Genomic DNA, 25,404 nt, shown 5'->3' on the forward strand with positions numbered 1-25,404 from the left:
CGAGTTGAAACGAGTTGCGATAGATTCGCGCGTTTGTTCATAGATCTTGTGATTGTTCGCATACGTCTACCGCTTCCAACTCCCCGCACATACCCCCCATTTCCCAGCACCGCCCCCCATTCCTTCCCCCAAGACAAGTCTTCAGAGGGCATACATGGTGAGTGTTCAATCGCCTCCCGGTGGCCGAGAAGTCCCTTACGCACGCGTGCTGTTGCTGCCCGCCTTGCTGATGGCCGCGGCCACCGGAGCCGCCGTCGCCGCGGTGCCGGAGCCCGCCCGCATCGCGGTGGGCTGGTGCGGCGCGATCGCGACCCTCGTGGTCGTCGCGGTCGGCGCCGAAGCCGTGCGACGCGGCCGGTCCATCCGGGAGTTGCACACCCAGTACGCGCAGCGCCTCGCTTCCCTGGAGCGGCGCATCGCGTCCCATGACGACGAGACCATCCGCCTGGGCAGGGAGATCATCCCCGAGGCCGTCTACCGGCTCCGGGGAGGCGAAGCGCCCTCGGAAGTCATCCGCAACCTCGTCGACGCCGACGAATCCTTCTCCGAACTGCCGCACTCGCAGCGCAAGCTGCTCCGGAACGTCCTGGACACCCTGGACTCCGGAGAGGCGATGCGCGAGTCCTCGCAGCGTGCCTTCGTCAACATCGCCCGGCGCGTCCAGTCCATCGTCCACCAGCAGTCCGCGGAACTGCGCGAGATGGAGGAGTTCCACGGCCGCAACCCCGAGGTCTTCGACGACCTGCTGCGCATCGACCACGGCACGGCACTGATCGGCCGCCTCGCCGACTCGATCACCGTCCTCGGCGGAGCCCGTCCGGGACGCCAATGGCCCAAGCCCGTACCGCTGTTCAGCGTGCTGCGCGGCGCCATGTCCCGGATCCTGGAGTACCAGCGCGTCGACCTGCACTCGATCGCCAAGGTCGCGATCCGCGGCACGTCCGTCGAACCGCTCATCCACGCCTGCGCCGAGCTGCTCGACAACGCCACGCGCTACTCACCGCCGCAGACCCGCGTGCACGTCACCGCCGTCGAGGTGCAGACCGGCATCGCCATCGAGATCGAGGACGGCGGCGTCAGCCTCAGCGAGGAAGCACGGGCACGGGCCGAGCGCATGCTCGCGCGGGCCCAGGCCGGCTTCGACCTGAACGACCTCGGCGAGAGCCCGCGCCTGGGCATGGCCGTCGTGGGACGGCTCTCGCAGATGTACAACCTGCAGGTCTCGCTGCGGCAGTCCGCGTACGGCGGCGTCCGCGCGGTGCTCATCGTCCCGCGCGAGATGCTCTCCACCGGACCCGCCCCCGGCCTCGCCCACGGCATCGGCGCGTCCGCGGTGCCCCGGGTGAACGCCGAAGGCGTGCCCATCGAGGAGGCCCACGGCATCCGGCGCAAGAAGCCCCGCGTGATGACGGCAGGACCGCCCCTGACCAAGTCGCTCGGTGCGGCCATGGAAGACGACATCCCCGAGGTCACCGAGTGGACGTCGAACGGCCTGCCGCAGCGCCGCAGCCGGGTCCGCACCTCGCTGGCCGAGCGTCTCGCGCAGGAAGCCGCGGACGCGAAGTACGCCGCGCAGCGCGCCCAGTACTCCCCGCAGGCGGCCGCACCGGTCGTATCCGAACCGGCGAAGAAGGAGGAGAAGGAACCGGGCCTCTGGATCGAGGCCTTCATGAAGGGCGTGAACGGCGACGACTCCGCAGCCGATGACCCGTTGTCCCCCAAGGGCCACAGCGACAACGACCACGGCACAGCCGACAGTGCCGACAACGCCGACGAGGGGGGCTGGAAGTGATCCAGCAACGGGCCAATTTCGACTGGATGCTCAAGGAGCTCGCCGACGGCGTGCCGCAGACCCGGCAGATCGTGGTGCTCTCCGCGGACGGCCTGCGCATCGCGCGCTACGGCGGCGACCCTGACGCCGCCGACCGGATCGCCGCCGCCTGCGCGGGACTTCAGTCCCTGGCGGCCGCGGTCGCCACCGAGATTCCGCACGCCGACGGCGGCATGCGGATGGTGATCATCGAGGTCGGCGGCGGCTACTTCTATCTGATGGCGGCGGGGGCCGGGGCGTACCTCGCCGTGCTCGCCGACGAGACCGTCGACGCGGGCCTCATCGGCAACCGCATGCGGGACCTGGTCGTCCGGATCGGCGCCCATCTGACGAGCCCGCCCCGGCGAGACGGGCAGGCCGTATGAATCCTCCGCAAGGCGAGAATCCCTCCCACCGAGACGACCCTCCCCAACGGGAACGGCGCAGCCCGGAGAACCCCGAGCGGCTCTACATCCTGACCGGTGAGGACACGGAGCGGGCAGCGCTCGACCTCGTCACGCTGATCGTCGCGCACGGCGAGGCGCCGCCCACGGCCGAACCCGAGCACGCCGACGTCCTGCGGCTGTGCGGGACACCGCTGTCCGTCGCCGAGATCTCCGCGTACCTCGCGCTGCCGTTCAGCGTGGTGACCGTGCTCCTCACCAGGATGCTCGAGGCCGACCTGGTACAGGCGCGGGCATCGATCGTCCGCTCCACGCTCCCCGATCGTTCCCTTCTCGAAGCGGTGATGCATGGACTTCAAAAGCTCTGACACGATCACCGGGCCCAGCAGCGACGAGGTCCTGCCGCATACGGCCACGGCCGCCGTGAAGATCGTGATCGTGGGCGGGTTCGGGGTCGGCAAGACGACGATGGTCGGCTCCGTCAGCGAGATCCGTCCGCTGACCACCGAAGAGACCATGACCCAGGCGGGCATCGGCGTCGACGACAACTACGGCTCCGACACCAAGACCGCCACCACCGTCGCGATGGACTTCGGCCGGATCAGCATCTCCGACGAACTGGTGCTCTATCTCTTCGGCACCCCCGGCCAGGAGCGCTTCTGGTTCCTGTGGAACGGCCTCTTCGAAGGGGCGCTGGGTGCGGTGGTCCTCCTCGACACCCGCCGCCTCGAGGTCAGCTTCGACGTGATCGGCCGCCTCGAGGAACGCGGCGTGCCCTTCGTCGTCGCCGTCAACGACTTCCCCGACGCGCCCCATCACCCCATGGAGACGCTGCGCCGCGCACTCGACCTGGACGACGCGGTGCCGATGGTGAAGTGCGACGCCCGGCAGCGCGCGTCTAGCCGGGACACCTTGCTGACCCTCATGCGGTACCTGCACTCCCTGACCGTGGCCCCCGTCTGACATCTCCCCCTATCCGCAACCCCGGAGCGACGAACGTGACGACTCCTTCCCGACCCCACACCGGCATGGACGACCCCGCCATGCCACCGCCCGGCTGCCCCGCGCACGGTCTGGGCGCCGGCGGCCTGCGCCGTCTCTACGGCCCCGAGGCGGAGACCGACCTCGCGGGCGTGTACGAGAAGCTGCGTGCCGAGCACGGCGCGGTGGCCCCGGCCCTGCTGCACAACGACGTACCCATCTGGGCGGTCCTCGGCCACAGCGAGAACCTCCACATGGTCCGCACCCCCTCGCACTACACCCGCGACCCGCGCCAGTGGCGGGCCATCATCGACGGCTCCATGGGCCCCGACAACCCGCTCGCCCCGGTCGTCACCTACCAGCCCATGGCCAGCATGGTCGAAGGCGCCGAGCACCAGCGGCTGCGCGGCGCGGTCACCGGCGCCATGGCGCTCCTCGACCACCGCGGCATCCGCCGCTACATCAACCGCTACAGCAACCTCCTGCTCAACGACATCTGCCAGGACGGGCGCGCGGACGTCGTGAGCCAGTTCGCCGAGCATCTGCCGATGATGGTGATGTGCCACGTCCTCGGCATGCCCGAGGAGTACAACGAGCGGATGGTGCAGTCCGCCCGCGACATGCTCAAGGGCACCGAGACCGCCATCGCCAGCAACGCGTACATCATGGACGCGCTGATGCGGCTCGTGGTGCGGCGCCGGGCGCAGGCCGAGGAGGACTTCACCAGCAACCTCATCGCGCAGCCCGCGCAGCTCACCGACGACGAGGTCGCCGCGCACCTGCGCCTCGTGCTCATCGCCTCGTACGAGGCCACGGCCAACCTCATCGCCAACGCCCTGCGCATGGTCCTGACCGACCCGCGCTTCCGCGCCCAGCTCAGCGGCGGTCAGATGACGGTCCCCGAGGCGGTCGAGCAGTCCCTGTGGGACGAGCCGCCGTTCAGCGCGATGATCGGCTACTTCGCCAAGCAGGACACCCAGCTCGGCGGCAAGCAGATCAAGGCGGGCGACGGTCTGCTCCTCGGCATCGCGCCGGGCAACGTCGACCCCGTCGTACGCCCGGACCTCAACGCCAACATGCAGGGCAACCGCTCCCACCTGGCGTTCAGCGGCGGTCCGCACGAGTGCCCGGGGCAGGACCTCGGCCGTGCCATCGCCGACACGGGGGTGGACGCGCTGCTCATGCGCTTCCCGGACGTGGAACTCGCCGTCGAGGAACACGAGTTGAAGTGGACCTCGTCGATCCTCTCCCGGCACCTGGTGTCGCTCCCGGTGCACTTCGCGCCGCGGCCTCCGCAGGACGTGATGGCGCGGCCCATGGCGCGGGTGCCCGACGCGCGCAACGACTGGCATGTGTCGTCGCCGGCTCCGCAGCCCGCGTACCCCGCGACGCCCGCGCCCCGGCCCGCGCCTGCCGCGGCCGCTCCTCCGCCCGTGCCGGAGTCCGCGCCGGTGGCCGTGTCGGTGCCGCGGCAGGGGGCGTGGCGGCGGCTCGTCACCTGGTGGCGGGGTTACTGACCGCCCGCTGAGGGGTCCTCGTTCTCCCAGGAGTCGTACGAGGACCAGGCGCCCAACTCGCGTGCGCTGACGAAGCGGTGGTCGGCGCCCGTGACGGGGTCCCTGAACTCCAGCACGCGGGAGAGGAGTTGGAGGGGCCGCCGGAAGTCGTCCGGCGGCACCGGCCCGGCCACCAGCGGGTAGACCGGATCGCCGAGGATCGGCAGGCCCAGCGCGTTCATGTGCACGCGCAACTGGTGGGTGCGGCCGGTGTGCGGAGTGAGGCGATAGCGCCCCAACGCGTCGTTGTGCTCGATGAGTTCGACGCGGCTCTCGCTGTTGGGCTCCGCACCGGGAACCTCGTACGCGGCGATGATGCCGCGCTCCTTGACGATGTGGCTGCGCACGGTGCGGGGGAGTTCGATCGCCGGGTCGTGGGCGGCCACGGCCTCGTACTCCTTCGACACCCGCCGCTCGCCGAACAGCGTCTGATACGCGCCGCGCTCGCTCGGCCGTACGGTGAAGAGGATCAGCCCGGCGGTGAGCCGGTCCAGGCGGTGCGCCGCGCCGAGCGTGGGGATGCCGAGCTCCCTGCGCAGGCGGGCGAGCGCGGTCTCGGTGACGTGGCTGCCGCGGGGCGTGGTGGCCAGGAAGTGGGGCTTGTCGGCGACGACGATGTGCTCGTCGCGGTACACGACCTCGATGGCGTACGGCACCGGGACCTCGTCCGGCAGCTCACGGTGGAACCACACGAAGGCGCCGGGAACATAGGGGGCGTCCGGCGTCACGGGAAGCCCGTCCACGCCGACGATCAGCCCGTCCCGAAGCATCGCGTCGATCACCCCGGGCCCGGGCTTCAGCCGCTCGACGAGATGGTCCCGTACGGTCGCCCACGCTCCGTCGGCGGGCAGCTTGACCCGCATGGGGTCGACGCCGCGCCGTTGCGGCAGGGGAGAGGGCGGGATGCGGGGCTTACGGGTCACAACCGGCAACAGTACGGGGCCCGGCGGGGCGCCCCGCCGGGTCACTCGGGTCGGGAGGCCACGGGCTCGTCTCCCCGGACACGGGCGTGCAGATGCATGTCGTGCCAGCCGTCCGCGTGCAGGACCGCGCTGCGCTTGGTGCCCTCCGGCACGAAGCCGGTCTTGAGCGCGACACGGCAGGAGGCCTCGTTGGCCGTGGCGTGGGTGAGTTCGAGGCGGTGCAGGCCGAGTTCGCCGAAGGCCCAGTCGCTCAGCGCCGTGAGAGCGCGCGGGGCGATGCCCCGGCCGCGGGCCGACGGCATCGTCCAGTAGGCGACTTCGGCCTGTCCGTCGGCGAGCACGATCAGCCGCAGCGAGATCCGCCCCACCACCTCGTCCGTCGTGGCGTCGGCGACGGCCCAGTGCGCGTCGCGCTCCTCGGACCAGGCCTTGCGCCAGCCGTAGATCCAGCCGCGGGTCTCGTCGACGGAGTCGGCCTCGCGCGCGTGCCAGCGCCGCAGCACCGGGTCCTGGAACGCCTCGTACACGGCGGGTGCGTCGTCCGGGGACCAGGGGCGCAGGACCAGCCCTCCGGGGACGGCGATGGTCGGCTGCTCCTGCTGGGCGAGGGCGCCTGCGGCGACGACGTCCGGGATCATGAAGGGCATCCCGGCATCGTGCCAGCGGCCGCCCGCCGGGGAAACCGGTTTTGGCTCATCCCGTCAGCGCGCTGGTGGGGGCTGACCGCGCGTTCCCCGCGCCCCTGACGGGGCGCGGCTGTGCGCAGCTGTCACGCGGAGGGCACCGACTCCTGCTCCGCCTCGACCGCGGCGTTCCAGTCGCGCTTGGACGCCTGCCAGCCGTCCTCGTTGTCACCCAGGCGCCAGTAGCCGGAGACCGAGAGGCGCTCGCGGGGTACCTGGCGCTCCATGCGGAGGTAGCGGCGCAGCTCCTTCACGAACCCCGCCTCGCCGTGCACGAACGCGTGCACGTCGCCCGCCGGGAAGTCGAGGGAGCGTACGGCTTCGACGAGGGCCTCGCCCACGGGGCGCTGCCCGCGGTGCAGCCACACGATGTCCGCGACCGAGCTGATCTTCTGCTCCTCGTCCGCGGCGGCGACCTCCACGAAGGCGTACGCCTTGGCGCCCTCGGGCAGTGCCTCGAGGGACGCGGCGATCGCGGGCAGCGCGCTCTCGTCACCGGCCAGCAGATGCCAGTCGGCGTCGGCGTCCGGGGCGTATCCACCGCCGGGGCCGAGGAAGCGGATCGTGGCGCCCGGCTGGACGTCCTTGGCCCAGGGGCCCGCGAGGCCCTCGTCGCCGTGGACGACGAAGTCGATGGCGAGCTCGCGGGTCGCCGGGTCCCAGGAGCGCACCGTGTACGTACGCGTGACGGGCCACTGGTCGCGGGGGAACTCCTCGCGGATCCGCTGCATGTCGAACGGCTCCGGGTAGGTCACGCCTTCGGCGCCGAAGAGCAGTTTCACGTAATGGTCGGTGGAGTCGCCCACCGTGAACTCGGAGAGGCCCTCACCGCCCAGGACCACGCGCTGCATGTGCGGGGTGAGGCGCTCGGTGCGCACCACCTGGGCGATGTGGGCCTTCGGTGCCTTGCGTGCCGGACGTTCTGCCATGGCGGCGGCCTCCCCTGATCAAATGTTGCTTAGGCTTACCTAAGCTAACACCTCATCCCTGGAGAGTCGTGAGCAACCGCTTCAGCGCTCCGCCCAGGTTCCACCGCTCGGCGAGGTCGTCCAGGGCCGCGGGATCACGGGGCTCGCCCGGCAGCGCGAGGTCAACGTCCGGCAGGGGTACGTCGCCCGCGACGCGGACCACCGTCGGTGCGACGGCCACATACGCGCGGGATTCGTCGAGCCGCTTGCGCTGGGAAGGCGTCAGCTTGCTCTTCGGGTCGTCCACCGCGGCCATGATTCCGGCCAGATCCCCGAACGCGTCCAGGAGCTTGGCCGCCGTCTTCTCGCCGATGCCGGGGACGCCGGGCAGGCCGTCGCTCGGGTCGCCGCGCAGCAGGGCCAGGTCGACATAGCCCGAGCCGTCCACGCCGTACTTCTCGCGGAGCCAGGCCTCGTCGGTGAGCTGGAGGGAGCCGACGCCCTTGAGGGGGTAGAGGACGCGGATGCCCCGCTCGTCGTCGACCAGCTGATAGAGGTCGCGGTCGCCGGTGACGATGTCGACCGGGCCCGTGGCGCGGCCGGCGTAGGTGCCGATCACGTCGTCCGCCTCGTACGACGGCACGCCCACGCGGGCGATGCCGAGCGCGTCCAGGACGTCCTCGATGATCGGGACCTGCGGCGCGAGCGTGTCCGGGGTCTCCTCGGCGTCCGGTCCCTGCTCGACCTCCTCGGCGACGCGATGCGCCTTGTACGAGGGGATCAGCTCGACCCGCCAGTGCGGACGCCAGTCCGCGTCCATGCAGGCGACCAGGTCGTCCGGGCGGTGGTCCTGCACGAGCCGGGCGATGAAGTCGAGCAGACCGCGCACCGCGTTCACCGGTGTGCCGTCCGGGGCCTTCACGGAATCGGGGACCCCGAAATAGGCCCGGTAGTACAGGGACGCCGTGTCGAGCAGCATGAGCCGTCGCGTTCGCTGAGTCACCTTCGCATCATGCCGCACGGCACTGACACCGCACCGTCTGCCGAGGAGTGCTTCTCGGCCACCTGAAGTGAATGGAATGTGAACTGGAACACTCTTGCGTTTGTTCTGTGTAAGTCGGGGCAGGCGCCGGGCCGGAGCGCCTCCGGTCGAGATTTCAACTATTTCACCGGGCAAGCAGCGGGCAGAACCCGCGTCGCTCCACGGCCCGCCGGCGGGGGAGGCGGGCCGTCTTGGTTCAACCCGAGAGGTGTATGTGTCCAGGCTGCAAGCCGAACACCTGTACAAGGTATTCGGCAGACGACCCGCTGACGCGGTGGAGAAACTCCGCCAAGGAACCGACCGAGAGGAGCTGCGCGCCGAAGGCACCACTGCCGCGGTGATCGACGCCTCCTTCACGGTCGAGCCGGGCCAGATCTTCGTCGTCATGGGTCTCTCCGGATCCGGCAAGTCCACGTTGTTGCGCATGCTCAACGGGCTGTCGGAGCCAACGGCCGGACAGGTGCTGTTCGACGGTCAGGACCTGACGGGTCTGAGCGCCCGTGAGCTGCGCGAGGTGCGCTCCAAGAAGATCAGCATGGTCTTCCAGCACTTCGCGCTCTTCCCGCACCGCAGTGTCCTCGAGAACGCCGGTTACGGCCTCGAGGTGCAGGGCGTGCCGCGCGCCGAGCGCGAGGAACGCGCCACGGTCGCGCTCGAACTCGCCGGGCTCAAGGGCTGGGAGAAGTCCTGGCCCGACGAGCTCTCCGGCGGCATGCAGCAGCGCGTGGGCCTGGCCCGCGCGCTCGCGACCGACGCGGACCTGCTCCTCATGGACGAGTCGTTCAGCGCGCTCGACCCGCTGATCCGCCGCGACATGCAGGACCAGCTCCTGGAGCTCCAGAAGCGGCTGAAGAAGACGATCGTCTTCATCACCCACGACCTGAACGAGGCCATGCGCCTGGGCGACCAGATCGCCGTCATGCGCGACGGCGAGATCGTCCAGATCGGCACCGCCGAGGACATCCTCGTCACGCCGGCCAACGACTACGTCGCCGCGTTCACGCAGGACGTCGACCGCTCCCGTGTCCTCACGGCGGGCGCGATCATGGCCGAGCCCGAGACCGCGTTCGGCACGCGGACGGCCGAGGGCAAGGAGCTGAAGACCGCACAGGACGTGCTGTCCGCCGCCCCCGCCACGGTCAGGGCCGAGACCCCCATCATCGAGCTGTTCACGCCGTGCTCCACCAGTGATGTGGCCGTCGCCGTGACCGACGACGAGGGCGCGCTCATCGGCGTCGTGCCGCGGGCGCGACTGCTCGCGGTCCTCGGCGAGCCGATGACCCCCGAGGACGAGCCGCAGGACACCGCCGTCCCGCTCGACAAGACGCGGGACGAGACGCAGGACAACGGCGGACAGGCTGTGGGCAAGGTGGTCAGCGGTGCCTAGGATTCCCTTCGGCGAGTGGGTCAACGACGGCGTCGACTGGCTGCTCAGCCACATGGCGTGGTTGTTCGACTTCTTCCAGACCGTCTTCCAGGGCGCGTACGACGGCATATCCGACCTGCTCCAGGCGCCCGAGCCGCTGCTCCTCGCGGGCATCTTCGCGGTCATCGCGTTCTGGCTGCGCGGCGTGGTCGCCGGTGTCCTGACCTTCGCGGGCTTCGCCTTCATCGTCTCGATGGAGCTGTGGGACCACGCGATGATGACGCTGTCCCTGGTGCTCGTCTCCACGATCATCGCGCTGATCATCTCGGTGCCCGTGGGCATCTGGGCGGCGCGCTCCAGCACCGTCAGCGGCATCGTCCGCCCGGTGCTCGACTTCATGCAGACGCTGCCGGCGATGATCTACCTCATCCCCGCCATCCTCTTCTTCGGGATGGGTGCCCCCGCGGGCATCGTCGCCACCCTGATCTTCGCCCTGGCCCCCGGTGTCCGCATGACGGAGCTGGGCATTCGCCAGGTCGACAAGGAACTGGTCGAGGCCGCGGACGCGTTCGGCACCACGCCGCGCAACATCCTGCTGCGCGTCCAGCTCCCCCTCGCGCTTCCCACGATCATGGCCGGTGTCAACCAGGTCATCATGCTGGGCCTGTCCATGGCCGCCATCGCGGGCATGGTCGGCACCGAGGGCCTGGGCGCCGACGTCAACGAGGCCATCGGCCAGCTGAACGTCGGCCTCGGCTCCGAGGCGGGCGTCGCCATCGTCATCCTGGCGATCTACCTGGACCGCATGACCAGCTCGCTCGGCACCCAGGTCTCGCCGCTCGGCCGCCGCGCCATGGCGAAGGTGCGTGCCGCGCAGGGCCTGAACATCTGGACCTACCGCCCGCAGGCCGCCGTCGCGGTCGTCGGCGTGGTCGTGCTCGCGCTCGTCGCGGGCGGCATGGGCGCCTTCGGCGGCTCGAAGACCGAGGACGTCGCGACCGACGGCAAGAACGTCGGTCAGGGCAAGGAAATCAACATCGGCTACATCCCCTGGGACGAGGGCGTGGCCTCCACCTTCCTCTGGAAGGAGATCCTGGAGCAGCGCGGCTTCAAGCCGCAGACCAAGCAGCTCGAGGCGGGCCCGCTGTACACCTCGCTCTCGCAGGGCAGCATCGACTTCCAGACCGACTCCTGGCTGCCGACGACGCACGCCTCGTACTGGAAGAAGTACGGCAAGGAGCTCGAGGACATGGGCTCGTGGTTCGGCCCGACCTCGCTCGAGCTCTCCGTGCCCTCGTACGTCAAGGGCGTGAAGTCGCTCGAGGACCTCAAGGGCAAGAGCGGCAAGTTCAAGGGCAAGATCGTCGGCATCGAGCCGAGCGCCGGAATGATGGGCCTGCTCAAGGACAAGGTCCTCAAGGAGTACGGCCTCGACAAGGAGTACAAGGTCGTCGACGGCTCCACCCCGGCGATGCTGGCCGAGCTGAAGCGCGCGTACGCCAAGAAGGAACCGATCGTCACCACGCTCTGGTCGCCGCACTGGGCCTACAGCGACTTCAAGCTGAAGAAGCTCGACGACCCGAAGGGCGCCTGGGGCAAGGGCGACGGCGTGCACACGCTCGCTCGCAAGGGCTTCTCGCAGGAGAACCCGCAGGTCGCCAAGTGGCTCAAGGACTTCAAGATGAGCGAGAAGCAGCTCACGAGTCTTGAGGCGGAGATCAACAAGGCGGGCAAGGGCAAGCAGCAGGAAGCCGTCCGTGTCTGGCTGAAGAAGAACCCCGGTGTCGTCAACAAGCTGGCGCCGCTGCCGAAGAACACCACCCCCGCCGAGGCGAAGCGTCCGCTGAACGCCGCGTACTTCGCGTGGGACGAGAACATCGCCGTCACCAATCTCTGGAAGCGTGTCCTGGAGAAGCGCGGCTACAAGATGAAGCTGACGCCCTCGGACGTCGGCCCGGTCTACACCGCTCTCGCACAGGGTGACCTCGACCTGGACCTCGACGCCTGGCTGCCGACGGCCCAGAAGCAGTACTGGGACAAGAACAAGGCGAACCTCAAGGACCTGGGCTCCTGGTACAGCCCGACGTCCCTGGAGATCGCCGTCCCGTCCTACGTCAAGGGCGTGAAGTCGCTCGAGGACCTCAAGGGCAAGGGCGACAAGTTCAAGGGCAAGATCATCGGCATCGAGCCCGGCACGGGCGTGATGACGGCGCTCAAGAACAAGGTCCTGCCCGGCTACGGCCTGGACAAGGAGTACAAGATCGTCTCCGGTTCGACGCCCGCGATGCTCTCCGAGCTGAAGTCGGCGTACGCCAAGAAGGAGCCGGTCGCGGTGCTGCTCTGGTCGCCGCACTGGGCGTACAACGAGTACAAGCTCACCAAGCTGAAGGACCCCAAGCTGGGCTTCGGCAAGGGCGACACGATCCGCACGATCTCCAGCAAGGAGTTCCCCAAGCAGTACCCGCAGCTCACGAAGTGGCTCAAGAACTTCAAGATGAGCGAGCCGGAACTGGCCAGCCTGGAGAACGAGATCAACAAGGCGGGCAAGGGCAACGAGCCCAAGGCCGTCGACGAGTGGCTGAAGAAGAACCCGGGCTTCGAGCAGAAGATGACTCCGCAGTCGTAACTCTGCGCAGTCCTGGGTCCGCGCGCTGACGCACCCCCGAGGGGTGGGCCTCGTCCTTGTGGCGAAGCCCACCCCTCTCGGCGTTCCCGGGGGCACCCCCGCTCCCTAGGCTGGGCAGCCTCCCCGCCGCTCGAACGTAAGTGCCCCTACGTGACCGTCCGCATCTCCCGCACCGTCCTCGGCCTCGCCATGGCCCTGGCCCTCGCCGCCGCCCTGCTGCTCGCGCATGTGGCGGGGGCGAGCTCCGCACCCGCCTCCGCGGGCACCGCGCGCCTGGCCGCCCTCGCCGAGGACGTCACCGCCGCCGACGGCCACCGCTACGACGCGCGTGACCACACCGGCCGCACCATGGACGCCGCGCAGATCACGCAGGGCACCGAGGGCACCTATCTCGCCGTCTACCACTCCCTCCTGGACGACGGCCGCTTCCATGCCGCCGTCGCCACCTCCACCGATCTGCGGCACTGGCAACGCCGCCACGACTTCGGTGCAGGCACCCATCAGGCAGCGCTCGCCGCCGATGGACGCGGCGGCTACGTCCTCGCCTACGAGAAGGACCCCAGGAACCACATCGCCGTACGCGCCTACGCCGACGAGGAGGCGCTGCTCGACGGGCGCGCGGCACGGGCCTTCGACGCCCCGCGCACCCTCTCCCGGTGCGCCGAGGGCACGCCCGCCATCACCGCCGTACGCGGCGACACCATCGAACTCACCGGCCACTACCGCGCCGACTGCGACACCGACCGCCAGCTGCGCGCCACCCTCACCGGGTTCCGCGACTGGCACGCGACGCCCGACCGGCGGCTCGACCGGGCGCTGCAGACGTGGGGCAACGGCGGGAACCTCGGGGACCGGGCGCCCGTCGAGCTCGGCGGCCGGCGCGTCCTCCTCGTGGAGGGGCAGCGGTGGCGGGGCGACTTCGGGAGCTGGCGGACCTACGCCTACGACCCCGCGAGCGGCCGCGCCGACCGCCTCGCCATCTCCACCCATGGCGGAAGCCGCGCCTTCGCAAATCCCTCGGCTACCCTCCTCACGGACCCGCAGGGCAGACCTGCGTTGCTGGTCAGCCTGTTCATACCGGCAGAAGGGGCGGCTCCCGGCGAGGCGGGTCAGCTTGTCTACTGGCACAAGCTGTAGAAGGCGGTCCTCGCAACGGGGCAAAACCGTTTGGCGAACATGCGTAGGGTGCAGAAAACCCAACAGGGTTGAGAGTGGACCGATGCGCAGAAGGGAGCCGAGGCGATGGACGAGCAGAAGGAAACCCTCCGGGTGGGCTCGGCCGTGCGGCGCCGCCGCCGGCAGCTGGAGCTCACCCTCGCCGTGGTGGCCGAGCGCAGCGGTCTCTCGGTGCCCTTCCTGAGCCAGGTCGAGAACGAGCGGGCGCGGCCCAGCAGGCGCTCCCTGCAGCGTGTCGCCGACGCGCTCCTGACGACCGACGTCGAACTGCTGGCCGCCGCGGATCCCGCGTGCACGGTCGACCTGATGCGCGCCGATGAGGGCGACGGCGAGGCTTCGTCACCCGACGTCCGTGTCCGCAATCTGGTGCGCGGCCACCATCAGCTGCACGCCGTCGAGTTCACCGGCGACCACGACGAGGGCCGCGAGTTCCAGCACCGCAACGACGAGTTGATGTACGTGGTGGGCGGCGCCGTCGAGGTCGAGGCGGAGGGCAGGGCCTACCGCCTCGGGCGCGGCGACAGCCTTTATCTGACCGGCGGGGTGCGCCACCGGTGGCGGGCGACCGTGCCGGACAGCCAGGTGCTCGTCGTGGCCGTCGCCGACCACATCGAGGCCGTGGACGGCTCGCGGCGCTGAGGGCGGGATCTCGCTGTGGCTGGAGTACGGGTCGTCTCGCTGGTGCCCTCGCTGACCGAGGCGGTCGCGGTGAGCGTGCCGGGCGTGCTGGTGGGGGCCACGGAGTGGTGCAGCCATCCGGAGGACCTGGACGACCTCGGTGTCGTCCGCGTCGGCGGCACCAAGAATCCCGACGTGCGCCGGATCATCGCCCTCGCCCCGGACCTGGTGATCGCCAACGAGGAGGAGAACCGCGCACCCGACCTCGCGGCGCTGCGGGCGGCGGGGCTCCAGGTGCTCGTGACGGAGGTACGCGATCTGCCGGGCGCCTTCCGTGAGCTGACCCGGGTGCTGGCCGCCTGCGGGGCGGGCCGGCCCGGGTGGCTGGCCGAAGCCGAGCGCGCATGGGCCCAACTCCCGGACCCCGCCGCCCGGTTGAAGGCGGTGATCCCCATCTGGCGGCGTCCCTGGATGGTCCTGGGGCGCGACACGTTCGCCGGGGACCTGCTGCGGCGCCTCGGTGTCGACAACGCGTACGCGACGCACGCCGAGCGCTATCCACGCGTCCCGATCGAGGAGCTGCGGGCCGTGGACCCGGACGTGGTGATCCTGCCCGACGAGCCCTACCGCTTCAGCCCCGAGGACGGCCCCGAGTCGTTCACCGCGCCAACGGCCCTGACCAGCGGCCGCCACCTCACGTGGTACGGCCCGTCGCTGGCCGAGGCCCCGGCGGTGCTCAGCGCGGCGCTGCGAGAAGCCTGCCGGTGAGGAGCCCGCGGAGGGTCTGGGTGAGGGCCACTGCCCAGGCGGTGAGCAGCAGGGCGTACAGGGCGAGCGCCAGCCAGTCGTAGAACGCGAGGCCCGTGTGCTTGCCCAGGCCCTCGGCGCCCGTGACGCACGTGCCGACGGGGAACGTGAACGCCCACCAGGTCATCGCGAAGCGCATGCCCTTGCGCCGCGCCCGCACCACCATCGCGCCCGCGAGCGCCAGCCACAGCAGGGCGAAGCCCATCACCGGGACGCCGTAGAGCACGGCGAAGACGGTGAAGCCCTGGTCGTACGGGGCCGGGACGACGCCTGTCGCGGCGGTGTCGGCGAACTTGTTCACGGCGGTCGTCGACTGGCCGAGCGGGCCGAGGACCAGGAACAGCGCGGGGGTGAGCGCGAGGGGGTACGGGCCGCCGGTCAGCAGGCGGGCGAAGATCATCGGGAGCATCACCAGGGTGGCGAGCAGGCTCAGGCCGAACATCGCGAAGCAGGCGTAGAGAAGCGTCTGTTGGGCCTGCCCCGCCGGGAGGTGCGGTACGAGGAGCGGGCCGAGGGCGGCCGACACCATGGGTGCCACCAGGGGCAGCAGCCAGACGGGCGATGCCTGGCCCGGCTCGATGCGGTGCTTCATCACCATCAGGTACGGGATCGCGACGGCCGCAGCGAGGCCGATGACCGTGCCCAGGGTGAAGAGGACGGCGTCCAGCGCGACCGCCGCGCTCGTCCCGATCCAGTCCTCGCCCACGAGGAGGGCGCCGCCGCCGACGGCGAGCAGGGCCATGGAGAGGCACCCGTAGAACGGGGCGACGGCCGGGTCCAGGAGGTGGGCGCGGGCCTGGTCGCGGTGGTGGATCCAGTGCAGGGTCCGGGCGGCGAGCAGCGCGGCCAGCATCAGCAGGGAGAGCGCCCAGACCGCGGTGCAGACGGTCCGCAGGCCGGGGATGTGGACGGGCAGGGTCGCGCCGGCGCCGGCGATGATCGCCGTGCCCATGACGGCGGCGTACCAGTTCGGGCCGAGGTGACGGGTGGCGCGGGTGATGCCGGTGGTTGCGGCGGCGTTCGTGGGTGCCTGCGGGTGGGCGACGGTGACCATGCGTCCACGGTCGCCGTTCGGCGGGCCCCCCACCAGGAGGCATCTTCGTATGAGGGCATAACCTGGGCTTATGGGTACGTCTTCTGGTTCCTCCGGTGTGTCCGATGGTGGGTTCGGTACGCCGCAGGGGGCGCCACAGCTCGCGCATCGAGTGCCGGACCTCGGGGCGCTCGAACTGCTGCTCGCCGTGGCGCGGCTCGGCAGCCTGGGGCGGGCCGCGAAGGAGCTCGGCATCACGCAGCCCGCCGCGAGCAGCCGCGTCCGGTCGATGGAGCGGCAGCTCGGGGTCGCGCTCGTCGACAGGTCGCCGCGGGGTTCACGGCTCACGGACGCGGGGGCGCTGGTCACCGACTGGGCGCGGCGGATCGTGGAGGCGGCCGAGGCGTTCGACGCGGGTGCGCAGGCCCTGCGGGACCGGCGGGACTCGCGGCTGCGGGTCGCGGCCAGCATGACGATCGCCGAGTATCTGCTGCCGGGCTGGCTGATCGCGCTGCGGACGCAGCGGCCGGACACGGCGGTGTCCTTGACGGCGGGCAACTCGACCGCGGTCGCGGAGCGGCTGCTGGCGGGAGAGGCGGACCTCGGCTTCGTCGAGGGGCTCGCGGTGCCGACCGGCCTGGACTCGGCGGTCATCGCCCACGACAGCCTGGTCGTCGTCACGGCGCCAGGCCACGCCTGGGCGCGGCGCCGAAAGCCGCTGGGGGCCGCGGAGTTGGCGGCCACGCCGTTGATTCTCCGGGAGGAGGGTTCGGGGACGCGGCAGGTCCTCGACGCGGCACTGGGGGGTCTCGCGCGGCCACTGATCGAGCTGTCGTCCACCACGGCGGTGAAGGCGTCCGCGGTGAGCGGGGCGGGGCCCGCGGTACTGAGCGAGCTCGCGGTGGGCGAGGAGTTGTCGGCTCGGCGCCTGGTGGCCGTCCCCTTGGAGGGGGTCCAGCTGCGCCGCGCCCTCCGAGCGGTGTGGCCGACGGGCCACCGTCCCACGGGACCGGCAAGGGACCTGCTGTCGCTCACCCGGGCGGGGAGCCCGGCTTCGCCTGGGGGGTGAGTTCCGCTTCGCCGCCAACCGATTACTCCGGGGCAACGGGTGGGCGGGAACGTTCTGCCGGTGGCGCTCGCCATGCCAACCGGGTGATCGGGCTGGTGGGCGGGAGAGGTCCTGCCGAGGGGCAGCCCGACGGTGCAGGTCCAGGCGGGTGCAAGCGTGCCCTGCCGGAGGGCGTATCCCGCCCGCCGGAGGGCGTGCCCCCGGAACCGTGCCTCCGAGGCTCCACGCACCTACCTTCCCGCCGCTCCCACCAACGCCGACATCACCCGGAGATCCGCGCCCATCTCCGGGTGCCACTGCACCCCCAGTACCCAGTCCGCGGACGGCAGTTCCACCGCCTCCACCGTGCCGTCCTCCGCGTGGGCCGACGCGATCAGATCGCGGCCCAGGCGGTCCACCGCCTGGTGGTGGTACGTGGGGACGTCCGTCGCGGCCGGCGCGATGGACGCGTAGAGCGTGCCCGGCACCGGCTTGACCTCATGCGTGCCGAAGACGCCCACCCTCTCCACGTGACCGTCCAGATGCTGCACCAGCGTCCCGCCAAGGGCCACGTTCAGGAGCTGCATCCCCCGGCAGATGCCCAGCAGCGGCGTCCCGGACGCCAACGCCGCCCCGATCAGCGCGAGTTCCCACGCGTCCCGCTCCGGCGCGGGCGGGCCCGTACGCTCCTCACGCTCCGAGCCGTAACACGACGGGTCGACATCGGGGCCACCCGCGATGACCACGCCGTCCAGCCTGGCGACCACAGCATCGGCGTACGAAGGATCATCCGGCGGAAGCATGGCGATGAGTCCGCCCGTCGCCTGCACCAGCCCCTGGTAGCCGGCGGGGAGCAGGGCCGCGGGCAGCTCCCACACGCCCCACCTCGCCTTCGCCTCCAGGTACGTGCTGACACCGATCAGCGGCCTGCCGGCGGTCTCGCTCACCCTCGTCTCCCTCATGCTCAGTCGCGCTCGCGTTCATGCTCAGTCGCGTTGCAGTTCCGCCTCCGCGGCGGCCAGCGCCGCGAACTCCTCCTCGGGCGCCCGCGCCACGAGCCGCTTGCGGCTGTAGAGGCCGAAGTAGGCGATCGCCACCACGTATACCGCGAGCGCGATCAGCGCCGCCGTCACGTCCACCAGGAACGTCGCGACCAGCGCCGAGCAGGCGAGGACCAGCGCCACCGACGACGTCAGCATGCCGCCCGGCGTGCGGTACGGCCGCTCAAGACCCGGCTCCCTGCGGCGCAGCACGATGTGCGAGAGCGACATCAGGGCGTACGAGATGGTCGCGCCGAACACCGCCACGTTCAGCATCCGCGCGCCGTCCCCGGTCGCCGCGGCCAGGCCGAAGCCGATCGCCCCGGGGACCAGGAGGCCCAGGTAGGGGGCCTTGCGGCTGCTCGTGAGCGACAGGAACCTCGGCAGGTAGCCCGCCCTGGACAGGGCGAACAGCTGGCGCGAGCCCGCGTAGATCAGCGAGAAGAAGGATGCCACCAGGCCCGCCAGACCCGCGTAGTTCACGATCCGGCTCAGTACCGTCGCGTCGCCGCCCGGCTGCAACGCCTCCACCAGCGGATTGCCCGCCTCCTGGATCGCGTTCGCGCCGCGCGCGCCCGCCGAAGCGAAGAACGTGAGGAGTGCGAGCACGATGAGGATGGCCATCGACCAGCGGATCGCGCGCGGCAACGTACGCGCGGGGTCCTTCGTCTCCTCCGCCGCCAGCGGGACGCCTTCCACTCCGAGGAAGAACCACATGCCGAAGGGGAACGCCGCCCAGATGCCCAGCAATCCCATCGGCAGCCAGGAGTTGGAGCCGAACGCGTCCGCCTCCACGGGGATGTCGTTCAGCTTCGACGCGTCGAAGTCCATGAACGCGCCGACCGCGAAGACGAGCAGCGCCGCCACCGCGATGCCCGTGACGACGAAACTGAACCGCAGCGCCTCGCCGACCCCCCACAGGTGGATGCCGATGAAGATCACGAAGCAGGCCAGGTACACCGGCCAGCCGGAGGTGAGTCCGAAGAGGCCGAGCGACTCGACGTAGTCGCCGATGAAGATGGAGATCGCGGCGGGCGCCAGGATGTACTCGATGAGGATCGCCGTGCCGGTGAGGAAGCCTCCCCACGGGCCGAGCGCCCGGCGCGCGAAGCCGTAGCCGCCGCCCGCCGTCGGCAGGACCGACGACAGTTCCGCCAGTGAGAACACCATGCAGGCGTACATGACGCCCATCAGCGCCATGGCGATCCCGAGGCCGCCGAATCCGCCCTCCGCCAGGCCGAAGTTCCAGCCCGAGTAGTCGCCGGACACCACGTACGCGACACCGAGGCCGGTGAGCAGCAGCCAGCCCGCGCTGCCCCGGCGCAGCGTTCTCCGTTCCAGATAGTCGTCCGCCGGTTCGGCGGTGCTGTTCGTCCTGGGGGACTCCACGGTCATGGCACGGCTCCTATGCGACTGCGCGGCGGCGGCGCTGCAACGAGGTGGCACTGCAACGGGGTGACTCAATGGAACGGATCCATACCTTTGCCGTGCGACCCGCGAGAAATCAAGACCCCTGCGTTACGTCGCCGTTAATCGCCCCCCACCCCGCCCCTTATGTCAGGAAGCCCCGCAGCAAGGCGGCCGTACCGGCGCAGTGCTCGCGCATCATCTCCCGCGCCCCGTCCGCGTCCCCGTCGAGCACGGCCTCCACCAGGGCGGTGTGCTGGCGCTGCGAATGCTCCAGGTTCCGGACCAGGAGCGGGATGCAGTCCAGGAGGTCGTTGACGGTCGCGCGGACCGCCGCGTACTGCGCGGTGAGCGAGGGGGAGCCGCACAGCTCGGCGAGCGTCAGGTGCAGCAGCGTGTCCAGGCGGCGGTACTCGGAGAGGGGTGCCTCGTGCGTCTGTGCGAGCGCCGCGCGCAGCCGCTCCCGCTGCTCCTCGCTCAGCCCGTGCGCCGCGCAGAGCCCTGCCGCGCCGACCTCGAGGACCTCGCGGAACCGCAGCGCGTCCTCGACGTCGACATCCGCCACCCGCCGCCGCAGCTCGTCCTCGCCGGCCGCCTCGGGGCGCGGACGCACGAAGGTGCCGCCGTACCTGCCCCGCCGCGACTCGACGAGGCCCTGGTCCTGGAGCACCTTGAGGACCTCGCGCAACGTGACCCGGCTGATGCCGAGGCGGTCGGCCAACTCCCGCTCGGACGGCAGGCGTTCGCCGCCGGGCACCAGGCCGAGGCGTACGACCTGGAGGATCTGTTCCAGGGCCTCCTCGAAGCCGTTGCCTGCCCGTACGGGGCGAAGGACCGGTGTGAGCCGGTCGTCGGCGGGCGCGGCGGAGCCGTCGGGGCCCGCATCGGCGGCCGCGCCCGCATCCGTGTGCGACATCTGGCCGTACCCCCTTCCCAATCAATGGTTCTCGGCAATACCTTATGGCTCTCGGCTGACCCAAGGAGGCTTTTCCCGTGGCAGACCGCACACCCCCGCTCGGGATCGAGGAGCTGCGTGCTCTCGTCACGAGCGGCGAGATCGACACTGTCGTCCTGGCCTTCCCCGATATGCAAGGGCGGCTCCAGGGCAAGCGGTTCGCCGCCCGCTTCTTCCTCGACGACGTCCTGGAGCACGGCACGGAGGGCTGCAACTACCTCCTGGCCGTCGACGCGGAGATGAACACCGTCGAGGGCTACGCGATGTCCTCCTGGGACCGCGGCTACGGCGACTTCGCCATGCACCCCGACCTCAGCACCCTGCGCCGCGTCCCCTGGAACGAAGGCACCGCGATGCTCGTCGCGGACCTCGCCTGGAACGACTCCTCGCCCGTCGTGGCCGCGCCGCGCCAGATCCTGCGCCGCCAGCTCGACCGGCTCGCCGAGCTCGGCTACTCCGCCAACGTCGGCACCGAGCTCGAGTTCATCGTCTTCAAGGACACCTACGAGCAGGCCTGGGACGCGGGTTACAAGGCCCTGACCCCGGCCAACCAGTACAACATCGACTACTCGGTGCTGGGCACGGGCCGCATCGAGCCGCTCCTGCGCCGCATCCGCAACGAGATGGCGGCCGCCGGGCTCGTCGTCGAGTCGGCCAAGGGCGAGTGCAACCCCGGCCAGCACGAGATCGTGTTCCGCTACGACGACGCCCTCGTCACCTGCGACCAGCACGCCATCTACAAGACCGGCGCCAAGGAGATCGCGTCCCAGGAAGGTGTCTCGCTCACCTTCATGGCCAAGTACAACGAGGCCGAGGGCAACTCCTGTCACATCCACCTCTCGCTCGCCGACGCGGACGGCACCAACGCCATGGCCGGCGACGGACCCGGCGGCATGTCGCCCGTCATGCGGCACTTCCTGGCCGGGCAGCTCGCGGCGCTCAGGGAGTTCTCCCTGCTCTACGCGCCGAACATCAACTCGTACAAGCGGTTCAGGCCGGGATCGTTCGCGCCGACCGCCGCCGCCTGGGGATACGACAACCGCACCTGCGCCCTGCGCGTCGTCGGCCACGGCCGCTCGATGCGCTTCGAGAACCGCCTGCCGGGCGGGGACGTCAACCCGCACCTCGCGGTCGCCGGACTCGTGGCCGCCGGTCTGCACGGCATGGAGCAGAAGCTCGAACTGCCCGAGGAGTGCACGGGCAACGCCTACACCGGTGACTACGCGCACGTTCCCACCACCCTGCGCGAGGCCGCCGAGCTCTGGGAGAACAGTGCCATCGCCAAGGCCGCCTTCGGCGACGAGGTGGTCGCGCACTACAGCAACATGGCCCGGGTCGAGCTGGACGCCTTCGACTCCGCGGTGACCGACTGGGAGCTCCGCCGCTCCTTCGAACGCATGTGAGGCACCCTTGCTCAAGGTATTGAATCCGGCGACGGAGGAATTGGTCGCGACCGTCCCCGCCGCCACCGCGCAGGATGTCGACGCCGCTGTAGTGCGTGCGGCCGCCGCGCAGGTCAAGTGGGCCACCACCGCCCCCGCCGACCGTGCCCGCCTGCTCCGCCGCTTCGCGGTCGTCGTCGACGAACACCTCGAAGAGCTGGCCCAGTTGGAGGTACGCGAAGCCGGTCACGTCATCGGCAACGCCCGCTGGGAAGCGGGCAACGTCCGCGACCTCCTGGACTTCGCGGCAGGGGGAGTCGAGCGGCTGAGCGGCCGTCAGATCCCGGTGTCCGGCGGCCTGAACGTCACGCTCCTCGAACCCCTCGGGGTCGTCGGCGTCATCGCGCCCTGGAACTTCCCGATGCCGATCGCCGCCTGGGGCACCGCCCCGGCGCTCGCGGCCGGCAACGCGGTCATCCTGAAGCCCGCCGAGACGACCCCGCTCACCGCCCTGCGCCTCGCCGAACTCGCCCTGGAGGCCGGTCTCCCCGAAGGCCTCTTCCAGGTGCTGCCCGGCGTCGGCGGCGTCGCGGGCAACGCCCTGGTCGAACACCCCGGCGTCGCCAAGATCGTGTTCACCGGCTCCACCGGTGTCGGCAAGCAGATCATGGCAAAGTGCGCCGATCGCGTGAAGCGCGTGACGCTCGAACTCGGCGGCAAGAGCCCGAACATCGTGTTCGCCGACGCGGACGTGGAGGCCGCCGCCCTCGCCACCCCCATGTCGTACCTCGACAACTCCGGCCAGGACTGCTGCGCCCGCACCCGCATCCTCGTCCAGCGCTCGGTCTACGACCGCTTTCTGGAGATCGTGCGCCCCGCAATCGAGTCGGTCGTCGTCGGTGACCCGGTGGACGAGAAGACCGAGATGGGCCCGCTGATCTCCAGGTCCCAGCTGGAACGCGTGCGCTCGTACGTCCCCTCCGGCGCCGGAATCCACGGCACGGCCCCCGAAGGCCCCGGCTTCTGGTTCCCGCCGACGCTCCTCACCGACGTCGACCCCACCTCGCCGGTGGCGACGGAGGAGGTCTTCGGCCCGGTCGCCGTGGTCATCCCCTTCGACGACGAGGCCGACGCGATCCGCCTCGCCAACGCCACCGAGTACGGCCTTTCCGGCTCCATCTGGACGCGTGACGTGGGCCGTGCGCTGCGGGTATCGGCAGCCGTCCAGGCCGGGAACCTGTCCGTCAACTCGCACTCCAGCGTGCGCTATTGGACCCCGTTCGGGGGTTACAAGCAGTCCGGGCTCGGCCGTGAGCTCGGCCCGGACGCGCTCGCCGCCTTCACGGAAACCAAGAACGTCTTCATCAGCACGGAAAGCACGGAGGCCTGAGCCCTATGTCAGACCAGATGTCAGACCAGAACATCTGCCGCCGCCTGGTGGGCCGCACCGCCGTCATCACCGGCGCCGGCAGCGGCATCGGCCTCGCCACCGCGCGCCGCCTCGCGTCCGAGGGTGCGCATGTCGTCTGCGGCGACATCGACGAGAGGGCGGGCAAGGCCGCGGCCGACGAGGTGGGCGGGACCTTCGTCAAGGTCGACGTGACCGATGCCGAGCAGGTCGAGGCGCTCTTCAAGACCGCGTACGACACCTATGGCTCCGTCGACATCGCCTTCAACAACGCGGGCATCTCGCCGCCCGACGACGACTCCATCCTGGACACCGGCCTGGAGGCATGGAAGCGCGTCCAGGAGGTCAACCTCACCTCCGTCTACCTGTGCTGCAAGGCCGCCATCCCCTACATGCGGCGCCAGGGCAAGGGCTCGATCATCAACACCGCCTCCTTCGTGGCGAAGATGGGCGCCGCGACGTCGCAGATCTCGTACACGGCCTCCAAGGGCGGCGTCCTCGCCATGTCCCGCGAGCTCGGCGTTCAGTTCGCCCGCGAAGGCATCCGCGTGAACGCGCTGTGCCCGGGCCCGGTCAACACCCCGCTCCTCCAGGAGCTCTTCGCCAAGGACCCCGAGCGGGCCGCGCGCCGCCTCGTCCACATCCCCGTGGGCCGCTTCGCCGAGGCCGACGAGCTCGCCGCCGCCGTGGCGTTCCTGGCCAGCGACGACTCCTCCTTCGTGAACGCCACCGACTTCCTGGTCGACGGCGGCATCTCGGGCGCGTACGTCACGCCCATGTAGTGCGCGTAGTTCATCCTCCAGCAACCACCCCGTCAGCCGGGCGTCGCACGACGCCCGGCTGACCTGCGTAAACACGGGAGTGTGTTCGTGAACTTCAAGCGCCGCGCCGCCGCGGCAGCAGCAGTGATCGCCGTCGCCGGAGCCGGTCTCGTCACCGTCCAGGCCACCGCGGAAGCCACTCAGCCGGTGCGGTCCCAGCCGAAGAAATGCCCCTCGCTCACGGTCTCCAAGGGGTGGTACGGCGAGAACAAGGCGCGGCTCCAGCGGATGATCGACGCGTACGGCCGCTGCGGCGACGGCGGGAACAAGGGCCACCAGGGCCACAACAGCCACCAGGGCCATAAGGGCGCAGCCAAGCCCGTCGCCACCTTCGACTGGGACAACACGGTCATCAAGAACGACGTCGGCGACGCCACCATGTTCTGGCTCCTGCGCAACAGCAAGATACGTACGCCGAGGAACGCCGACTGGCACACCACCAGCCGCTACCTCACCGACCCCGCCGCCAAGGCCCTCGCCAAGGCCTGCCCCGCCACCGGCGCCACCCTCCCCACGCGCCGCGACACGGACTGCGCCGACGAGATCGCCGCCGTCTACAGCGAGGGCACCACCACCGCCGGCGACGCGGCCTTCGCCGGCTTCGACCACCGCCGCATGGAACCCCAGTACGCCTGGCTCGCCCAGCTCACCCGCGGCTGGTCCACCCAGCAGGTCAAGGACTTCGCCGCCGCTGCCCGGAAGGAGAACCTCGCCGCGCCCGTCGGCACCGAACAGCGCGTGGGCACGGGCAAGTTCACCGGCTGGGTCCGCTACTACGACCAGCAGCGCGACCTGATCCGTACGCTCAAGAAGGCCGGATTCGACGTCTACGTGGTCTCCGCTTCGCCCGAGCCGGTCGCCGAGGTCTGGGCCAAGGGCGTCGGCGTCGACGCCCGGCACACCATCGGCATCCGCAACGTCGCCGCACACGGGAAGCTGACGGCCCATCTGAAAGGGTGCGGCACCGTCAAGGACGGCGACGACTCGATGATCACGTACATCGACGGCAAGCGCTGCTGGATCAACCAGGAGATCTACGGGGTCCGGGGAGCGGCCGCCGAGAAGGTGCAACCGGCCTCCCGGCGCCAGGTGTTCGCGGCCGGAGACTCCGACACCGACATCTCCTTCCTGCGTGATGCCACGGCCCTGCGCCTCGTCCTGAACCGCAACAAGAACGAGGTGATGTGCCGCGCCTACGACAACGGCGACGGCCGCTGGCTGGTGAACCCCATGTTCATCCAGCCCAAGGGCAAGTCGGCGCAGCCGTACCCGTGCGCCAGCACCGGCTACACCGAACGGAACGGCGATCAGGGCCCCGTGCGCCGCTCCGACGGGTCCGTCATCCCCGACCAGAAGGACACGGTGCACGGGGCCTGACCTGGCCCGGGAGATTGATGTACGGTCCATGCG

General features: G+C 70.5%; 23 protein-coding genes. 15 read left to right on the forward strand and 8 right to left on the reverse strand.

Features of this window, described 5'->3' with window-relative positions; genetic code table 11:
• Positions 1 to 154: 154 nt before the first annotated feature.
• The 5 genes from ACWD02_RS23310 to ACWD02_RS23330 are packed head-to-tail and all read left to right on the forward strand — an operon-like array spanning position 155 to position 4,712.
• Positions 155 to 1,792, forward strand: coding sequence for an ATP-binding protein (locus tag ACWD02_RS23310; protein WP_451214019.1), 1,638 nt, complete (start codon positions 155 to 157; stop codon positions 1,790 to 1,792).
• Complete coding sequence (locus tag ACWD02_RS23315; RefSeq protein ID WP_363210896.1) at positions 1,789 to 2,196, forward strand: roadblock/LC7 domain-containing protein; 408 nt, start codon at positions 1,789 to 1,791, stop codon at positions 2,194 to 2,196. The genes ACWD02_RS23310 and ACWD02_RS23315 overlap by 4 nt, the downstream gene beginning before the upstream one ends.
• Entirely contained in the window at positions 2,193 to 2,582 is a 390-nt protein-coding gene (locus ACWD02_RS23320; RefSeq protein WP_451214022.1) for a DUF742 domain-containing protein, read from the forward strand. The genes ACWD02_RS23315 and ACWD02_RS23320 overlap by 4 nt, the downstream gene beginning before the upstream one ends.
• A complete protein-coding gene (locus ACWD02_RS23325; RefSeq protein ID WP_451214025.1) occupies positions 2,563 to 3,177 on the forward strand; it encodes a GTP-binding protein in 615 nt (204 codons plus the stop codon). Before ACWD02_RS23320 ends, ACWD02_RS23325 begins: the two co-directional genes overlap by 20 nt.
• A 35-nt stretch (positions 3,178 to 3,212) precedes the next feature.
• Entirely contained in the window at positions 3,213 to 4,712 is a 1,500-nt protein-coding gene (locus ACWD02_RS23330; protein ID WP_451214027.1) for a cytochrome P450, read from the forward strand.
• Here the strand turns inward: ACWD02_RS23330 and ACWD02_RS23335 are convergent.
• The 4 genes from ACWD02_RS23335 to ACWD02_RS23350 form a co-directional block, all read right to left on the reverse strand.
• Positions 4,706 to 5,614, reverse strand: coding sequence for an RluA family pseudouridine synthase (locus tag ACWD02_RS23335; RefSeq protein WP_451214581.1), 909 nt, complete (start codon positions 5,612 to 5,614; stop codon positions 4,706 to 4,708). The genes ACWD02_RS23330 and ACWD02_RS23335 overlap by 7 nt on opposite strands.
• A gap of 101 nt (positions 5,615 to 5,715) precedes the next feature.
• Positions 5,716 to 6,321: a GNAT family N-acetyltransferase gene (locus tag ACWD02_RS23340; protein WP_451214030.1), complete on the reverse strand. Its 606-nt coding sequence runs from the start codon at positions 6,319 to 6,321 to the stop codon at positions 5,716 to 5,718.
• Positions 6,322 to 6,443: 122 nt separating this feature from the next.
• Complete coding sequence (locus ACWD02_RS23345) at positions 6,444 to 7,286, reverse strand: siderophore-interacting protein (RefSeq protein ID WP_451214033.1); 843 nt, start codon at positions 7,284 to 7,286, stop codon at positions 6,444 to 6,446.
• 52 nt (positions 7,287 to 7,338) lie between these two features.
• Positions 7,339 to 8,244: a 5'-3' exonuclease gene (locus ACWD02_RS23350; RefSeq protein WP_451214583.1), complete on the reverse strand. Its 906-nt coding sequence runs from the start codon at positions 8,242 to 8,244 to the stop codon at positions 7,339 to 7,341.
• Positions 8,245 to 8,521: 277 nt separating this feature from the next.
• Here ACWD02_RS23350 and ACWD02_RS23355 point away from each other — a divergent pair, with 277 nt between their 5' ends.
• The 5 genes from ACWD02_RS23355 (at position 8,522) to ACWD02_RS23375 (ending at position 14,861) form a co-directional block, all read left to right on the forward strand.
• Positions 8,522 to 9,694: a quaternary amine ABC transporter ATP-binding protein gene (locus ACWD02_RS23355; RefSeq protein WP_451214035.1), complete on the forward strand. Its 1,173-nt coding sequence runs from the start codon at positions 8,522 to 8,524 to the stop codon at positions 9,692 to 9,694.
• Positions 9,687 to 12,299: an ABC transporter permease/substrate binding protein gene (locus tag ACWD02_RS23360; RefSeq protein ID WP_451214038.1), complete on the forward strand. Its 2,613-nt coding sequence runs from the start codon at positions 9,687 to 9,689 to the stop codon at positions 12,297 to 12,299. Before ACWD02_RS23355 ends, ACWD02_RS23360 begins: the two co-directional genes overlap by 8 nt.
• A gap of 150 nt (positions 12,300 to 12,449) precedes the next feature.
• The gene (locus tag ACWD02_RS23365) at positions 12,450 to 13,436 is read left to right on the forward strand and encodes a hypothetical protein (RefSeq protein WP_451214040.1); all 987 of its coding nucleotides are present in this window, start codon (positions 12,450 to 12,452) and stop codon (positions 13,434 to 13,436) included.
• 105 nt (positions 13,437 to 13,541) lie between these two features.
• Positions 13,542 to 14,114, forward strand: coding sequence for a helix-turn-helix domain-containing protein (locus tag ACWD02_RS23370; protein ID WP_451214043.1), 573 nt, complete (start codon positions 13,542 to 13,544; stop codon positions 14,112 to 14,114).
• 15 nt (positions 14,115 to 14,129) lie between these two features.
• A complete protein-coding gene (locus tag ACWD02_RS23375) occupies positions 14,130 to 14,861 on the forward strand; it encodes a helical backbone metal receptor (RefSeq protein ID WP_451214046.1) in 732 nt (243 codons plus the stop codon).
• On the opposite strand, the gene ACWD02_RS23380 is transcribed toward ACWD02_RS23375, so the two are convergent.
• Positions 14,830 to 15,954, reverse strand: a complete 1,125-nt coding sequence (locus tag ACWD02_RS23380) for a TDT family transporter (RefSeq protein WP_451214049.1) — start codon at positions 15,952 to 15,954, stop codon at positions 14,830 to 14,832. The two genes, ACWD02_RS23375 and ACWD02_RS23380, sit on opposite strands and share 32 nt — an antisense overlap.
• Before the next feature lie 70 nt (positions 15,955 to 16,024).
• On the opposite strand from ACWD02_RS23380, the gene ACWD02_RS23385 reads away from it, so the two are divergent.
• On the forward strand, positions 16,025 to 17,002 hold the full coding sequence (locus ACWD02_RS23385) for a LysR family transcriptional regulator (RefSeq protein ID WP_451214052.1): 978 nt from the start codon (positions 16,025 to 16,027) through the stop codon (positions 17,000 to 17,002).
• Positions 17,003 to 17,232: 230 nt separating this feature from the next.
• On the opposite strand, the gene ACWD02_RS23390 is transcribed toward ACWD02_RS23385, so the two are convergent.
• From ACWD02_RS23390 to ACWD02_RS23400, 3 genes are all read right to left on the reverse strand, one after another.
• Positions 17,233 to 17,928: a gamma-glutamyl-gamma-aminobutyrate hydrolase family protein gene (locus ACWD02_RS23390; RefSeq protein WP_451214055.1), complete on the reverse strand. Its 696-nt coding sequence runs from the start codon at positions 17,926 to 17,928 to the stop codon at positions 17,233 to 17,235.
• Positions 17,929 to 17,967: 39 nt separating this feature from the next.
• A complete protein-coding gene (gene eat, locus ACWD02_RS23395) occupies positions 17,968 to 19,416 on the reverse strand; it encodes an ethanolamine permease (RefSeq protein ID WP_451214058.1) in 1,449 nt (482 codons plus the stop codon).
• Positions 19,417 to 19,573: 157 nt separating this feature from the next.
• Positions 19,574 to 20,344 carry a FadR/GntR family transcriptional regulator gene (locus ACWD02_RS23400; RefSeq protein WP_451214061.1) on the reverse strand — a complete coding sequence of 257 codons (771 nt, stop codon included), beginning with the start codon at positions 20,342 to 20,344 and terminating at the stop codon, positions 19,574 to 19,576.
• 77 nt (positions 20,345 to 20,421) lie between these two features.
• Here ACWD02_RS23400 and ACWD02_RS23405 point away from each other — a divergent pair, with 77 nt between their 5' ends.
• The 4 genes from ACWD02_RS23405 (at position 20,422) to ACWD02_RS23420 (ending at position 25,371) form a co-directional block, all read left to right on the forward strand.
• On the forward strand, positions 20,422 to 21,786 hold the full coding sequence (locus ACWD02_RS23405; RefSeq protein ID WP_451214064.1) for a glutamine synthetase family protein: 1,365 nt from the start codon (positions 20,422 to 20,424) through the stop codon (positions 21,784 to 21,786).
• A 7-nt stretch (positions 21,787 to 21,793) separates the two neighbouring features.
• The gene (locus ACWD02_RS23410) at positions 21,794 to 23,155 is read left to right on the forward strand and encodes an aldehyde dehydrogenase family protein (RefSeq protein ID WP_451214067.1); all 1,362 of its coding nucleotides are present in this window, start codon (positions 21,794 to 21,796) and stop codon (positions 23,153 to 23,155) included.
• 17 nt (positions 23,156 to 23,172) lie between these two features.
• Positions 23,173 to 23,955: a 3-oxoacyl-ACP reductase gene (locus ACWD02_RS23415; protein WP_451214070.1), complete on the forward strand. Its 783-nt coding sequence runs from the start codon at positions 23,173 to 23,175 to the stop codon at positions 23,953 to 23,955.
• Positions 23,956 to 24,042: 87 nt separating this feature from the next.
• The gene (locus ACWD02_RS23420) at positions 24,043 to 25,371 is read left to right on the forward strand and encodes a haloacid dehalogenase-like hydrolase (RefSeq protein WP_451214073.1); all 1,329 of its coding nucleotides are present in this window, start codon (positions 24,043 to 24,045) and stop codon (positions 25,369 to 25,371) included.
• The last annotated feature ends 33 nt before the right edge of the window (positions 25,372 to 25,404 follow it).

This window comes from Streptomyces sp. NPDC002853 (genome assembly GCF_053591915.1).